Here is a 13,990-nt window from a genome sequence, read left to right as displayed (position 1 = left end):
GATCACAAATCACCGTACCGAGTCCTCAGACCCAGCACGGCCAATAGGCTCAACAGTGCCAGTCCATTGACCAGGGGTGCCGGCCGCTCATCCGGTATCCGGAAGCCTGCTGGCCCCGAGACCGAGCCGCCGCGAGCCACAAGGGCATCGGCCCCTTGTTCCGCCCGCAGAAGGATGTTGGCCAGCAGCCGTTCTCCCACCGCCAGCACTAGTCCGAAGGATGCCTTGAACCCCAGTCGGCGCAGGTTGACGGCACGACTGGCCAGGGATCGCAACAGGTTCTGCAGTTCCTCCTGCACCAGGGGAAGAAAGCGCAGGGCCAACAACAACTGAAACCCCAGCCGTTCCATCGGCAGCCCGAGACGGTTGAGCGGTGCCAGCCACCAGCTCAGGGCCCACACCAGGTCTTCAGGTGGGGTGCTGATCAGTACCAGATTGATGCTGTGAATCACCGTGAAGATCAGCGTGGAGGTGCGCAATCCCAACAGCAGCGAGGCCCGGTCCACCGAGAGCGGTCCCAGCTCAAACACCACCCAGGACGGTCCCTGGGGCAGGGCATCCGGCAGCTCCTGGGGGGAACGCAAGGCCAGCGTTGCGGCCGGATCAGCGGCCGGCAACAGCATCGACAAAGTGCCAACCGTCAGCGCCAAAAGCGTCAGCACCAGCAGGGACCGCCACCAGATCCTGCGGGGAAGGCCACTGATCAACGTGAGAAGCAGCAGGCCAAGCACCAGCGCCACACGCCACAGCGGCCCCGCCAGCACAGGGGTGAGCAGAAACACCAGAGACCAGGCCAACTTCAAGCGGGCATCGAGTCGACGCAACCAGCCCTCACGGCCGTCGACGAACTGCCCCATCGGGATCTGCCGCAGCCAGTCCATCGATCAGCTCTGGCGGTTCTGCTGACGCACCATGTCCCGTTCGGCATCGCGTTGCTGCTTGCCACGCCAGTAGAGCTTCACCGGGGTGCCGTCGAATCCCAGCCCCTCGCGGATCTGGCGTTCGACATAGCGGCGGTAGGTATCACCGAAGAGCTTTGGGTCGTTGACGAACAGGGTGAAACTTGGGGGGCGGCTGGCCACCTGGGTGCCGTAGTACAGACGCCCCTGACGGCCGCCGCGAGTGGTGGGGGGACTGCGCCAACTAAGGGCCTCCTTGAGCACTTCATTCACCACGGAGGTGCTGACGCGCCGGCGGTGCTGCTCCACCGCCAGGGCGGCCAGAGCAAAAATGCTGTCCACCCGCTGACCGGTGAGGGCCGAGGTAAACAGCATCGGCGCCCAGTCGAGGAAATACAGCTTGGCCCGGAGCTCCTTTTCCATGGCCGTCATGGTGTGGCTGTCCTTCTCCACCGCATCCCATTTATTCACCACCACCACACAGGCGCGACCGTCCTCCTCGATCCGCCCCGCCAGCCGCTGATCCTGTTCGGTGACGCCATCGAGGGCATCGATCACCAGCACGCAGACGTCACTGCGATCAATCGCTTTGAAACTGCGGTTGATGCCGAAGTATTCAGGGCCGTAATTGACACTCCGACGGCGGCGGATCCCTGCGGTGTCCACCAGCCGCCAGGGGCGGTTCTCACTAACAATGTTGGTGTCGATGGTGTCCCGTGTGGTGCCGCGGATGGGGCTCACAATTGCCCGCTGCTCGCCACAGATTGCATTGAGCAGACTGGATTTACCCACATTCGGCCGTCCGATGATCGCCATCTGGATCGGCTCCTCCTCATCCCCCTCCTGATCCTTAAGGGGCAGGAAGGTGAGCACCTGATCCAGCAGATCTCCGGTGCCCACTCCATGGATGGCTGAAATCGGATGGGGTTCTCCCAGTCCAAAGCTCCAGAATTCAGCTGCCATCGCCAGACCCTGCTCCGGCGACTCGCACTTGTTGACGGCCAGCAGCGTTGGACAGGGTCGACTGCGCAGAAATTCCGCGATGGATTCATCCGCAGCCGTGATGCCCTGCTGGCCATCCACGATCACCACAGCAACGCTGGCTTCCTCCATGGCCAGAGCCGCCTGTTCACGGATCTCCGGCAGAAATTCACTGTCGTCGTCGAACACCAGGCCACCGGTGTCGACCACCTTGAACTCACGATCGCCCCAGTAACCGTCTTGGTAGGTGCGGTCGCGGGTGACGCCAGGCTCGTCATGCACAATAGCTTCGCGACTGCGGCAGAGACGATTCACCAGAGTCGACTTGCCGACGTTGGGGCGTCCGATGATCGCGACGACGGGACGCGCCAAAGGGCGGAACTCCGATCAATCCTTAACCCTACAGACCCGATGACACCGGCTGGTTCAAGCCACCGGCAAGTCGCCTGGGTGGCCGGCGACCGGATCCATGGGCACCGGAAGCTCGGGAGCCATCGGCCCCTGTTCCGCAAGGGGCATCTCCTGCTGGGCCAGCCAGGCCAGGAGCCAGCTCACGGCGGTGGCGCGGCGGGTCCGTCGCGGGTAGAGCTCACCGATGCGGTAGCCCTGAAACTGCAGTTGCTGCTTCAGCAATTGCTTGTGCTGCTTCGGGATCGAGCGGGTCAGGCGAACCGAAGCCGGCCGTTGCGCAATCAGCTGTGGGCCCTTCGGACAAGCCTCCCTCCAATCGAGAGGTGTCTCGGGACCTGCACTCCAAGTGCCATCCGCCTCGACATAACCCAGGCGCTCCCAGATCCGCTCACAGACGAAACGGTCGCTGCAACGGTCCTCCAGGATCTGCATCAGCAATGCCCGGCTAAGGGGCCAGAGGTCGGTCACGTGAGTCGGCAGCATGGTGACCATGCTCGCCTCCGTTCCGCTACAGCTTTCCGGGTCCGGCACGGCGCGGCGGCTGGAGTGCCGCGTGCTGCAGTCCCCCCTGGCCGGCGTCAGCGACCGTGTATTCCGGCATCTAGTGCGCGGCTGGGCGCCTGATGCGCTGCTGTTCACGGAGATGGTAAATGCCACCAGCCTTGAGCTGGGCTTCGGGCGCGGCAAGGTGGAGGAACTCGGCGACGAGCAAGGCCCGATCGGCGTGCAGCTGTTCGATCACCGCCCGGAGGCCATGGCCGATGCAGCCCGCCGAGCCGAAGACGTAGGGGCATTCCTGATCGACATCAACATGGGTTGCCCGGTGCGCAAGATCGCCCGTAAGGGCGGCGGATCAGGGCTGATCCGCGACCCCGACCTCGCCAGCAGGATTATCGAAGCCGTGGCAAACGCCGTGCGGTTGCCCGTCACGGTGAAAACACGACTCGGTTGGTGCGGCAGCGACGCCGACCCTCAGACCTGGTGCCGGCAGTTGCAGGACGCCGGTGCGCAATTACTCACCCTGCACGGCCGGACTCGCGAGCAGGGGTTCAAAGGCAAGGCGGATTGGGCTGCCATCGCCGCCGTCAAGCAGGCCCTCACCATCCCGGTGATCGCAAACGGAGACATCAACACTCCCGGGGATGCCCAGCGCTGCCTGTCCCAGACCGGCGCCGACGGCGTCATGGTGGGCCGGGGAACCATGGGGGCCCCCTGGCTGGTGGGGCAGATAGATGCGGCACTCAAGGGCCTGCCGATCCCAGCCACCCCTGGCCCCGCAGCCCGCCTGACCCTGGCCCGGGAGCAGCTGCTGGCGCTGGTGGAATCCCGCGGTGAACACGGGCTGTTGATCGCCCGAAAGCACATGGGCTGGACCTGCACCGGCTTTCCCGGAGCTCCGCAGCTGCGTCATGCCTTGATGCGCGCTCCCACCCCAGAGGACGCCCTAGCGTTGCTGGAGATTCAACGTCTGGCCCTGGAGTGAGCCTGCTGCTGCTGCTCTGGCCGTTGGCGCTGATCCAGCGACCGGAATCGGAATCTCCTCTATGGGCCCGCCGCAGCCTGATCCTGCTGATCAGCGGCCTGACCTTTCGTTATCTGCAGTGGCGCTGCACCGCCAGCCTCAACCTCGACAGCAAGGTGTCCACCAGCCTCAGCGGTCTGTTGCTGCTGGCGGAGAGCTGGCTGCTGATCACCGGTCTGCTGCCGCTATGGCTGGCCTGGCGCCGCTTCCCCGACCGTCGCCAGGAAGCCGACAGTCGCCATCAGGCGTGGCAGGCCTCGGACTGGAGACCCCATGTGGACATCCTGGTGCCCACCTACGGCGAACCCCTGGCGGTGCTGCAACGCTCGCTCCTGGGCTGCACGCAGCAGAGCTATCCCCACACCACGGTTTGGGTGCTGGATGACGGCGGTCGTGAGGAGGTGAGACAGCTGGCCAGGAGCCTGGGCTGTCGCTATCAGCGTCGTACCGAACAGCGGCATGCCAAGGCGGGCAATCTCAATGCAGGCCTTCGCCGTTGCCATGGCGAGCTCGTGGCGGTTTTCGATGCGGACTTCATCCCCCAGCACCGCTTCCTGGAGCGCAGCATCGGCTTTCTGCTGGAGCCCGACGTGGCTCTGCTGCAGACCCCGCAGTCGTTCATCAATGCCGATCCGGTGATGCGCAACCTGCGGCTGGAATCCTGGCTGCTGCCGGATGAAGAAAGCTTTTACCGCTGGATCGAGCCAGTGCGGGACGGCTGGGGGGCCGTGGTCTGCGCCGGCACTGCGTTTGTGGTGCGCCGGCATGCCCTGGATCAGGTGGGCGGCTTTGTCGAAGCGGCCTTGTCGGAGGACTACGTCACCGGCATCGCCCTGCGCGAGCAGGGTTGGAAGTTGCTGTATCTGCAGCAGAAGCTCAGCGCAGGACTTGCCGCGGAATCCATGGCCGACTTCGTGCGGCAGCGGCAACGCTGGGCCAACGGCACCCTGCAGAGTCTGCGGTTACCCCAGGGGCCGCTGCAGGCCCGTGGCCTCAGCCTGGGCCAACGGCTGGCCTACCTGGAGGGTGTGGTCCATTGGCTGAACAACCTGCCGAGGTTGGTGCTGATGCTGATGCCGCTGAGCTACGGCCTACTTGGCATCACTCCGATCCTTCTGGACCAGCAGTCGATCATCAAATTAATGCTGCCGCTGTGGGGCACGGTGCTGCTCAGCATCGGCTGGCTGAATCGCCACAGCCGCTCAGCCCTGTTGACCGAACTGACCAGTTGGGTGCTCACCGTTCCGCTGGTGGTGACCCTGATCAGCCACGTGCTCGGATCCTCCATGGGCTTTCGGGTCACCCCCAAGCATCGCCACCGTTCCCAGGGCGGCTGGGCCTGGTTTCTGGCTCTGCCCCTGATTCTTCTAAGCCTCTTCAACCTGGCGAACCTCCTCGGGCTGATCCAACAGCTGATGCGCCAGGGCTGGGGCGAACTCGGGCCGCTTCAGCTGGGGCTGGTGTGGGCGGTGCTGAACCTGCTGGGGACCCTGGTAGCCCTGCGCGCCTGCTGGGATCCTCCCCAGAGCGATCCCTCCCCCTGGCTCAGCCTGGATCACCCCGCCGAGCTGACCGATGCCGGGGGGCATCGCCATCCCTGCCGGATCACTGCCATCAGTGAGAGCGGTGTGGAGCTGGCTTTTGCCTCAGCCCTGCCCCCCCTCGTTGACAGCAGTCAATTGCAATGGACGTCTGACGTGCCGCCTCTACCGGTCGTGTTGCTGAAGGCCCAACCGCATCGGGTTGCCCTGCACTGGGGGGACCTCAACCAGCGAGAGCAGCACTGCCTCATCCGCTGGTTGTTCTGCAGTGATGGGATCTGGCCGGAACGGCGGCCACGGCGGGAAGTGCTGGGGCTTCTGATGCTGCTGAAACGGCTGCTCCTGGGCGGATCGACTCCCGGCGCACTCAACCGCTCGCTTGTGCCACGACGGCCTTGAAACTCAGGGCAGCACGTCGGGCCAATCCTGACGCACCAGCAGCAGGGAGAAGTAGGGGCGTTCACTCGCCTCCATGTCACCAGCTGAGCGAACGATCTGATCTGGCCAACCCACCCGTTCAGCGAACAGCGCTCCACTGAGCAGATTCTGGAGCTCCAGCAGAGGACGAACCCAGGCCCAGCGATGGCCCAGTTTCATCAAGGCCAGCACCCTGGAATGCTGCGCTGCCGTCTCGAGCAGACCGGTCAGAGCATCAGGTGTCTCAGGACAGGGCATCACCAGCAACTGGTCCTGTTGCAGGGCGAGGGGCCAGGCAGCTGCTGCTGCTGCTGCGGAGATCGCCGTGATGCCTGGAATCACCTGCGTGGGGCAATCAGGATGGCGCTGTTGAAGCGCCAGCAGGACGTAGCTGCCGGTGGCAAACAGGGAGGCATCCCCCTCACAGAGCAGCACAACCGCCTGTCCTGCCTGTACTTCCGCGGCGAGGGCATCGGCCGCCTGATGCCAGGCCTCACGCCGGGGCCCAGCTGCCGACACCATTGGAAACATCAGCGGCAGCAGGCGCTGCTTGGGACTGATGCAGTGGGAGGCAATGGCGGCAGCCATGCTGACGCTCCCCTCACGGGCCACAGGTGTGGCCACCACATCGGCCTGTTCGATCGCCCGCACCGCCGCCAGCGTCAACAGCTCAGGATCGCCGGGGCCAACCCCCACCAGCGTGAGGCCGGCGGGCACGGTCGGGTTGATGATGGACAGCGGAACGGTCCTCCGGGAGCCCGGCGATGAGTCGTCTCAGCATCTTTCCAGACCACGGGGATGGCCGTGGTGACGCCCTCCCACTGCCGAAGCTGGTCTGCAACGACCCGGCCTCGATCCAGGCTGAACTGGCCGACCGGGGCATCGGCTTTGAGCAGTGGCCTGCCGCCCATGACCTACCCCCAGACGCCGACCAGAGCACGATCCTGGCGACCTATTCCACCGAGGTGGCCAGGGTCCAAAGGGATAGTGGTTATCAAACTGTGGATGCCATCCGCATGACGCCGGATCACCCGGAGCGGGAGGTTCTGCGCAACAAATTCCTGTCGGAACACACCCACGCCGAAGACGAGGTGCGCTTTTTCGTGGAAGGCCAGGGGCTGTTCTTCTTGCACATCAACCAGGAGGTGCTGGTGACGCTGTGTGAACGCGGCGACCTGATCAGCGTCCCGGCCGGCACCCGCCACTGGTTCGACATGGGACCAACCCCATCATTCTGCGCCCTGCGCTTTTTCAACAACAGCGCAGGCTGGGTGGCGACCTTTACGGGCGACTCCATCGCTGAGCGTTTTCCACGGCTCGACTGAACCATGGCTGGCATCACTTCAATCGGACTGCTGATCGGTGGGCTGGCCCTTTGGGCACCGATGGTGCGAGCGGACACCATGTCACCGGGAACCATGTCACCGGAGACCATCCGCAAGGTGGCGCGGCTGGAACTGGCCCGCAGCATCCGCGCCTTTGCCACGGGGTCGTTGGCCAATGGTGAGTGTCTGGTGCGCAGTGGGCAGCTATCCCAACAGCAGGCCGATCAAGCCACCACCATTGCCCTGCAAGAGATGGGCATCAGCGCTGCTGTGCTGGAGAACCCCCAGGTCCGCAAGGCGGCTGATCTGTTGGCTCAGGAGCTGACGGACAGCTGCGACCTGAGCTCACTGGATGGCGAAACCGCTCAACAACTGGTGCAAGACGAGCTTTAACAACGCCGTAGCGTCAGGGCATCTATCAGGGGCGATGGGATGTTCTCTGGCTGGGGACTGAGCTGGGGAGGCTGGCTCGACAACCGCCGCGGCGAATGGTGGCTGCTCGCCCAGCTGCTGCTGATCACGGCACACCTGCTGCCGCCGTGGCCTGCCCCCGCCGACTGGGGGTTGAACATCTGGCCCCGGCCCGTCTTCGTCGTCGGCGTGGTGCTGCTGTTGAGCGGCTTTATTGTTGCGGCGCAGGCCTTTGCAGCCCTCGGCAGCAGCCTGTCTCCATTGCCTGAAGCCAAGCAGGGAAACCGGCTGATCAGCCAGGGGCCCTACCAACGCTGCCGGCACCCGATGTACGAGGCCGTGCTGCTGTGCTCGCTGGGAGTGGCGCTGGCCATCGGCAGCCTGCTGCATCTACTACTGCTACTTGGGCTGGTGGCTGTGCTGGGGGGCAAAGCCCGCCGGGAGGAACGCTCCTTGCTCCTGCTGCATCCGGACTATGCGGTGTACCGGTCAAGTACCCCGGCCATTGCCGCCGGGCTCCCCTGGCTCGACTGGCGCAATTGAGCCAGGTCTTCTTCAACGCCAGTCCCGTGCTGAAATATCGCCAACTTTTGAGCATCCGTGTCTGAACCTTCGCGCCGCAAGGGAATCATCCTGGCCGGGGGGAGTGGCACGCGGCTGCATCCGATCACCCAGGCGGTAAGCAAGCAATTGCTGCCGGTGTACGACAAGCCGATGATCTATTACCCGCTCAGCACCCTGATGCTGGCGGGGATCCGTGAGGTGTTGATCATCACCACACCCCATGATCAGGAGGCCTTTCAGCGGTTGCTCGGCGATGGCAGTCTCTGGGGCATGACCATCCAATACGCCGTGCAGCCCAGCCCCGATGGGTTGGCGCAGGCTTTCCTGATCGGCGCTGATTTTCTCGATGGTGCACCTGCAGCGCTGGTGTTGGGAGACAACCTGTTCCACGGTCACGACCTGGTGCCGCAGCTGGTGAGCAGCGACGGGCGAGCGGACGGTGCAACGGTGTTTGCTTATCCAGTCAGCGACCCGGAGCGTTACGGCGTCGCGGAATTTGACGCAGATGGACGTGTGCTGAGCATCGAAGAAAAGCCCAAACAGCCCAAGAGTCGCTACGCCGTGACCGGCCTTTACTTCTATGACGCAACGGTGGTGGAACGGGCCCGGCAGGTGAAGCCCTCAGCCCGCGGTGAGCTGGAGATCACCGATCTCAACCAGATGTATCTGGATGACGGCCAGCTCAAGGTGGAATTGATGGGTCGGGGCATGGCCTGGCTGGATACCGGCACCTGCGACTCCCTCAACGATGCCGGCGGCTACATCCGCACGCTGGAGCACCGCCAGGGCCTGAAGGTGGGCTGCCCGGAAGAGGTGGCTTGGCGTCAGGGCTGGATCAGCGGGGAGCAACTTGAGTCCCTGGCGCAGCCACTCAAGAAAAGCGGCTACGGCACTTACTTATTGCAGCTGCTGGAAGAAACCATCAGCGACCACGCGGCGTTGCAGTGCAGCCTGGAGGTGCCGGCCCATGCAGGTTGAGCAACTGAAGAGCCCTCAGGGGGCAACGATCGAAGGACCATTGCTGATCAGCCCCCAGGCTTTCGGAGATGAACGGGGCTGGTTTTTTGAAAGCTGGAATCAGCGCAGATTCAATGAGGCCGTTGGAGAAGCAGTGGTGTTTTCGCAGGACAACCACTCCCGCTCTGTGCAGGGGGTGCTGCGGGGGTTGCACTACCAACTCGCGCCGGAGCCGCAGGCCAAACTGGTGCGCGCCAGCGTCGGTGAGATCTTTGATGTGGCGGTGGACATCCGCCAGGGTTCAACCACCTTTGGGCAGTGGGTGGGTGCCCAGTTGAGTGCAGAGAATAAGCAGCAGCTCTGGGTCCCTGAGGGCTTTGCCCATGGATTTCTGACCCTGAGCGCTGTGGCTGAAGTGCAGTACAAGGCCCGGGGGTTCTGGAACAAGGCCTGTGAACGCGCCATTCGCTGGGCCGACACCACAATCAGCATTCAGTGGCCCTTGGATCAGCTTGGAGGGACTGAGGTGAGCCTGTCGGGCAAAGATGCAGAAGCTCCAACGCTGGATCAGGCCAAGTCAGCTGGAGACGTCTTCTGATGAGAGTGTTGGTCACCGGTGCCGCGGGACAGCTTGGGCAGGCCCTGGTTGGAAGGTTGCCTGAAGGCATTGAACTGGTGGCGAGCAGCCGCAATGGCGGCAATGGCTTGGTGGCACTCGATCTGGCTGATGCAGCGGCATGCCGACAGTTGGTGGAGGAACAGCGCCCCGATTGGGTGCTGAATGCCGGGGCCTACACCGCAGTGGACAAGGCAGAAGCGGAACCGGAGCTGGCCCATGCCGTGAATGGAGGAGCACCACGGGCTTTTGCAGAAGCGATCCAGGCACACGGCGGCCGCATGCTGCAGCTAAGCACCGACTTTGTATTCAACGGTCAGCAGGGCTCCCCTTACCGGGTGGATCAAAGCCGCGATCCCCTGGGGGTCTACGGCGCCAGCAAGGCCAGCGGAGAGGAGGCGGTGGAAGAGCTTTTTGGGGCCAGTGGCCAAGGTGTGGTGCTGCGCACCAGCTGGGTGATGGGTCCGATGGGCAAAAACTTTGCGCTCACGATGCTGCGACTGCATCGAGAGAGAGAGCAATTGGGGGTGGTGGTCGATCAGGTGGGCTGCCCGAGCAGCACGTTGAATTTGGCGACGGCTTGTTGGACGGTGATCACCAGCAGCCGCGACGAGGTGGAACTCCCCCCTGTGCTGCACTGGTGTGATGGCGGTGCCGCCAGCTGGTACGACGTATCCGTCGCGGTGGGTGAGCTGGCGATGGACCTTGGCCTGCTAGAGCGCGCCGCCACGGTGAATCCGATCAGCACCTCCGACTATCCAACCCCAGCCACCCGTCCCGGCTATTCGTTATTGGATTGCCAGGCCAGCCGTCAAGTGCTGCAACTGAAGGCCCAGCCCTGGCGGGCAGCCCTTAAGGATGTGCTGCAGGCCATCCCCACGAACCCTTGATCCCGATGACCGATTCAATGCCGACTGCTGCAGAGCTGCTGGGATCCCGGCGGCGGGTACTGGTGACAGGAGGGGCTGGATTTATCGGTGGGGCCGTGGTGCGGCGACTGCTCAAGGAGAGCGAGGCGATCGTGTTCAACCTCGACAAGATGGGCTACGCCAGCGATCTGACGTCGATTGAGGCGGTGCTGAGCGAGCTCGGGGAACGAGCCGAGCAAAGACATGTGCTGCAACGGGTGGACCTCGCGGATGCAAAGGCCGTTCGTGAGGCGGTGAAGGCGGCGGATCCCGACCTGGTGATGCACCTGGCGGCCGAGAGTCATGTGGACCGCTCAATTGCAGGCCCTGGTGTGTTCATCGAGAGCAACGTGACTGGGACCTACAACCTGCTGCAGGCGGTACGGGAGCATGTCGAGGGCTTGAGCGGAGACCGCCAAGAAAACTTCCGCTTGCATCACATCAGCACCGATGAAGTCTTCGGCTCCCTGGGCGCAGAGGGGCGTTTTTCAGAAACGACGCCGTATGACCCGCGCAGTCCATACTCAAGCAGCAAGGCGGCCAGTGACCATCTCGTCAGCGCGTGGCACCACACCTATGCATTGCCAGTGGTGTTGACGAATTGCTCCAACAATTACGGACCTTGGCAATTTCCCGAAAAGTTGATTCCTGTCGTGACATTGAAAGCTGCTGCCGGAAAGCCCATTCCCTTGTATGGCGATGGATTGAACGTCAGAGACTGGTTGTATGTGGAAGACCACGTCGATGCCCTGCTGCTGGCCGCTTGCAAAGGAGCATCTGGCCGCAGTTACTGCGTCGGCGGCTATGGAGAACGAACCAATCGCGAGGTCGTGGAATGCATCTGCAACCACTTGGATCAGCTAAAACCGGACGGGGCACCCCATGCGAGGTTGATCACACGAGTGACGGATCGTCCCGGCCACGACCGTCGGTATGCCATTGATCCGACTCGTATTGAGACCGAGCTGGGGTGGAAAGCAAGGCATGATTTCGATGTAGCCATCGCAAAGACCGTGCAGTGGTACATCGCACACTACGGTCACAAAAAATACTAGTGGAACAAATACCAGAAAGCCGAGGAAACATGTCCCTTCGTCAGGATTGGGTTAGAAGAAATATACAACCAATTGGCAACGGGGAATACCACGTCGAACATGCAGACTGTTACTTCGAAACACGCAAAGGCATAAGCAAAGGATATTACCTACTTCGATTATCAATTAATGCAGAAGAGAGCCCATTACTTTGCTCCGTTTGCATAGAGCCTGTTGGGCCCAACAAATCGTTGGCAAGAACTTTCACCGTGCCCACCCAAAGCACAAGGTCAGAACCGTGCCTCGTACTTCCAATCGTCGTTCTGCAAAGGAGCAGAGTCAAGATCAGACCAATCAGCGGGCAAGGACCAATCAATGCGACCTTTTCAATATTACCTACAACCATAGATACGTTTGTAGATGTTTTAAGACAATGGACAACAAGAAAACCCAAGGAAAACGACAACGCAGTTGCGCAAGAGACGTACTCCATAACGCAAGAAATTTCTTGGCGAACGGAACAGATCTATCGATTGGCTCAGATCAGGCATCAAACCTGGCCAAAAGCACCTTTCGACACACCAACCAAAAAAGAAACAGACGAAAGGTATGAGAACTATCTAAAAGAGATTGAGCCAGAAATCGACCACAATGAAGAGCAAATCAGGGAATGGCTTGAGCTAAACCAAGACGCCCCGCTTATCAGCATTGTTATTCCTACCTACAATACCAACAGCATTCACCTTCGCGAATGCATTGAAAGTGTCTGCCGTCAAAGCTATCCCAACTGGGAACTCTGCATCTGCGATGACAGCTCCAGTGCGGCGAGCGTCCAGACAATCCTCAAGAGCTATCAATCGTTAGACCCTAGAATAAAACTTATCTTTCGCGAAAAGAATGGCCACATATGTGAAGCCAGCAATGACGCACTTAGTCTGGCGACAGGAGAATACGTAGCATTACTAGATCACGACGACATCCTTGCAGACAATGCTCTTTACTGGGTTGCACGTGAGTTGCAGCAAAAACCGCAAGCAAATTTAGTTTATAGCGACGAAGACAAGATCAGCGACGATGGAATGCGTTCATGCCCACACTTCAAGCCAGCTTTTAACATTGATCTTTTATTGTCATACAATTTTATCTCACACTTGGGTGTTTACAGAAGGGAGATCCTCAAACAAATTGGTGGCTTCCGAGTTGGCTTCGAGGGAAGCCAAGATCACGATCTTGCACTCAGAACTGTCCTGGAATCTTCCCCGGACCAAATTATTCACATCCCTAGAGTCTTGTACCACTGGCGAGCACATTCCGAATCAACCGCCAGCAACCCAGACAGCAAGGATTACACAACTGAAAGCGGTCACAAGGCAGTCCAGAATTTCCTAGACGAGCAGCATCGACGTGGAGGCGTAAGGGCGACAGCCCGAATCAAGGCCAGGAACCGATTCACCTGCCAGTGGCATACATCAGAGAAGCCACCATCTGTTGAGCTCATCATCCCCACTAGAGATCAAGCAGAGGTATTGAATCTCGCAGTGGATTCAATCATTGCCAAGACGACATACACGAACTACACAATCACAATTGTTGACAACCAGAGCCAAGAAGTCGCCACGAAGAATCTATTCAAAAAACTGAAGAGGGCGCATGGCGAAAAAATAAATATAATAAAATACAACAAGAAGTTCAACTACTCGGCCATCAATAATTATGCAGTCCGACAATCAAAAGCAGATGTTGTTACTTTGATCAATAATGATGTCGAGGTCATATCTGGCGAATGGCTCCAAGAAATTGTTTCCCACACTTCAAGGCCAGACGTTGGATGTGTCGGTGCAAAGTTATACTATTCAAATGGGACTATTCAGCATGGAGGCGTAGTTATTGGAATTGGCCAAGTCGCCGGTCATGCCCATAAATACTTTCCGGGAGATAGTCCTGGTTATGTCGACAGGCTTCAATATGTACAACAGATGACAGCAGTAACTGCAGCATGTCTCGCAATTCGCAGAGAAATTTTCAACGAAGTCGGCGGCCTCAATGAACAAGACCTCACAATCGCATTTAACGATGTCGACTTTTGCATAAGGGTTCACGGAAGAGGATATCGAAATATTTTCACCCCGTATGCTGAGCTGTTTCACCACGAATCAATATCCCGCGGAGCTGAGGACTCTCCCGAGAAGAAAGAACGGTTCAAGAGAGAGATAAACTTCATGCTAAATCAATACGACATTCAAAGTAATGGGGAACTACCAAGTGATTTATTTTACAATCCAAATCTAACAAAGATTCATGAAAATTTTAGTTTCAACACTTCACCAGAAAGCGTTATGCAAGGAATTGAACTGAGGTCCAATTTCAGGAGGATGAAAGATTACTATCAGCGACAGTAAGCTGC

14 protein-coding genes are annotated in these 13,990 nt (G+C 60.3%); 10 read left to right on the top strand and 4 right to left on the bottom strand.

Annotated elements, in window-relative coordinates:
- Positions 1-2: 2 nt before the first annotated feature.
- The 3 genes from SynA1524_RS03205 to SynA1524_RS03195 are packed head-to-tail and all read right to left on the bottom strand — an operon-like array spanning position 3 to position 2,783.
- Positions 3-881, bottom strand: coding sequence for a CbiQ family ECF transporter T component (locus SynA1524_RS03205; RefSeq protein ID WP_186498918.1), 879 nt, complete (start codon positions 879-881; stop codon positions 3-5).
- Positions 882-884: 3 nt separating this feature from the next.
- A complete protein-coding gene (gene der, locus SynA1524_RS03200; protein ID WP_186498917.1) occupies positions 885-2,252 on the bottom strand; it encodes a ribosome biogenesis GTPase Der in 1,368 nt (455 codons plus the stop codon).
- 54 nt (positions 2,253-2,306) lie between these two features.
- Positions 2,307-2,783: a DUF1823 family protein gene (locus tag SynA1524_RS03195; protein WP_186498916.1), complete on the bottom strand. Its 477-nt coding sequence runs from the start codon at positions 2,781-2,783 to the stop codon at positions 2,307-2,309.
- Here SynA1524_RS03195 and dusB point away from each other — a divergent pair.
- Both dusB and SynA1524_RS03185 read left to right on the top strand, forming a co-directional pair.
- Positions 2,782-3,774, top strand: a complete 993-nt coding sequence (gene dusB, locus SynA1524_RS03190) for a tRNA dihydrouridine synthase DusB (protein WP_186498915.1) — start codon at positions 2,782-2,784, stop codon at positions 3,772-3,774. The genes SynA1524_RS03195 and dusB overlap by 2 nt on opposite strands.
- Positions 3,771-5,753 (top strand): glycosyltransferase family 2 protein, encoded by a 1,983-nt coding sequence (locus SynA1524_RS03185; protein WP_186498914.1) that lies wholly within the window; start codon positions 3,771-3,773, stop codon positions 5,751-5,753. The genes dusB and SynA1524_RS03185 overlap by 4 nt, the downstream gene beginning before the upstream one ends.
- A 3-nt stretch (positions 5,754-5,756) precedes the next feature.
- Here the strand turns inward: SynA1524_RS03185 and cobI are convergent, their stop codons facing one another.
- Positions 5,757-6,488 carry a precorrin-2 C(20)-methyltransferase gene (gene cobI / locus SynA1524_RS03180; RefSeq protein WP_186498913.1) on the bottom strand — a complete coding sequence of 244 codons (732 nt, stop codon included), beginning with the start codon at positions 6,486-6,488 and terminating at the stop codon, positions 5,757-5,759.
- A gap of 47 nt (positions 6,489-6,535) precedes the next feature.
- Here cobI and SynA1524_RS03175 point away from each other — a divergent pair, with 47 nt between their 5' ends.
- Genes SynA1524_RS03175 through SynA1524_RS03140 form a run of 8 tightly spaced genes read left to right on the top strand, consistent with a single transcriptional unit; the run spans position 6,536 to position 13,985 of the window.
- Entirely contained in the window at positions 6,536-7,096 is a 561-nt protein-coding gene (locus SynA1524_RS03175; RefSeq protein ID WP_186498912.1) for a 1,2-dihydroxy-3-keto-5-methylthiopentene dioxygenase, read from the top strand.
- A 3-nt stretch (positions 7,097-7,099) separates the two neighbouring features.
- Positions 7,100-7,489, top strand: coding sequence for a glutamyl-tRNA amidotransferase (locus SynA1524_RS03170; protein WP_186498911.1), 390 nt, complete (start codon positions 7,100-7,102; stop codon positions 7,487-7,489).
- Between the two features lie 39 nt (positions 7,490-7,528).
- Complete coding sequence (locus SynA1524_RS03165; RefSeq protein WP_186498910.1) at positions 7,529-8,050, top strand: methyltransferase family protein; 522 nt, start codon at positions 7,529-7,531, stop codon at positions 8,048-8,050.
- A gap of 57 nt (positions 8,051-8,107) precedes the next feature.
- The gene (gene rfbA / locus SynA1524_RS03160; protein WP_186498909.1) at positions 8,108-9,049 is read left to right on the top strand and encodes a glucose-1-phosphate thymidylyltransferase RfbA; all 942 of its coding nucleotides are present in this window, start codon (positions 8,108-8,110) and stop codon (positions 9,047-9,049) included.
- Positions 9,039-9,626, top strand: coding sequence for a dTDP-4-dehydrorhamnose 3,5-epimerase (gene rfbC, locus SynA1524_RS03155; protein ID WP_186498908.1), 588 nt, complete (start codon positions 9,039-9,041; stop codon positions 9,624-9,626). Before rfbA ends, rfbC begins: the two co-directional genes overlap by 11 nt.
- A complete protein-coding gene (gene rfbD, locus SynA1524_RS03150) occupies positions 9,626-10,534 on the top strand; it encodes a dTDP-4-dehydrorhamnose reductase (protein WP_186498907.1) in 909 nt (302 codons plus the stop codon). The genes rfbC and rfbD overlap by 1 nt, the downstream gene beginning before the upstream one ends.
- Before the next feature lie 5 nt (positions 10,535-10,539).
- Positions 10,540-11,607 (top strand): dTDP-glucose 4,6-dehydratase, encoded by a 1,068-nt coding sequence (gene rfbB / locus SynA1524_RS03145; RefSeq protein WP_186498906.1) that lies wholly within the window; start codon positions 10,540-10,542, stop codon positions 11,605-11,607.
- Between the two features lie 29 nt (positions 11,608-11,636).
- The gene (locus SynA1524_RS03140; RefSeq protein WP_186498905.1) at positions 11,637-13,985 is read left to right on the top strand and encodes a glycosyltransferase family 2 protein; all 2,349 of its coding nucleotides are present in this window, start codon (positions 11,637-11,639) and stop codon (positions 13,983-13,985) included.
- Positions 13,986-13,990: the final 5 nt, after the last annotated feature.

Origin of the sequence: Synechococcus sp. A15-24 (assembly GCF_014280195.1) — a bacterium.
Taxonomy (GTDB): domain Bacteria; phylum Cyanobacteriota; class Cyanobacteriia; order PCC-6307; family Cyanobiaceae; genus Parasynechococcus.
The sequence above is the reverse complement of the archived record's forward strand: the minus strand, read 5'-3'. Positions and strand labels throughout refer to the sequence as shown.

Bases quoted from the DNA above. Each gene is read 5' to 3' on its own strand.
- SynA1524_RS03170 (WP_186498911.1), top strand. From the start codon at position 7,100: ATGGCTGGCATCACTTCAATCGGACTGCTGATCGGTGGGCTGGCCCTT.
- dusB (WP_186498915.1), top strand. From the start codon at position 2,782: ATGCTCGCCTCCGTTCCGCTACAGCTTTCCGGGTCCGGCACGGCGCGG.
- SynA1524_RS03205 (WP_186498918.1), bottom strand. From the start codon at position 881: ATGGACTGGCTGCGGCAGATCCCGATGGGGCAGTTCGTCGACGGCCGT.
- SynA1524_RS03140 (WP_186498905.1), top strand. From the start codon at position 11,637: ATGTCCCTTCGTCAGGATTGGGTTAGAAGAAATATACAACCAATTGGC.
- rfbB (WP_186498906.1), top strand. From the start codon at position 10,540: ATGACCGATTCAATGCCGACTGCTGCAGAGCTGCTGGGATCCCGGCGG.
- SynA1524_RS03175 (WP_186498912.1), top strand. From the start codon at position 6,536: ATGAGTCGTCTCAGCATCTTTCCAGACCACGGGGATGGCCGTGGTGAC.
- SynA1524_RS03165 (WP_186498910.1), top strand. From the start codon at position 7,529: ATGTTCTCTGGCTGGGGACTGAGCTGGGGAGGCTGGCTCGACAACCGC.
- rfbD (WP_186498907.1), top strand. From the start codon at position 9,626: ATGAGAGTGTTGGTCACCGGTGCCGCGGGACAGCTTGGGCAGGCCCTG.
- rfbC (WP_186498908.1), top strand. From the start codon at position 9,039: ATGCAGGTTGAGCAACTGAAGAGCCCTCAGGGGGCAACGATCGAAGGA.
- SynA1524_RS03195 (WP_186498916.1), bottom strand. From the start codon at position 2,783: ATGGTCACCATGCTGCCGACTCACGTGACCGACCTCTGGCCCCTTAGC.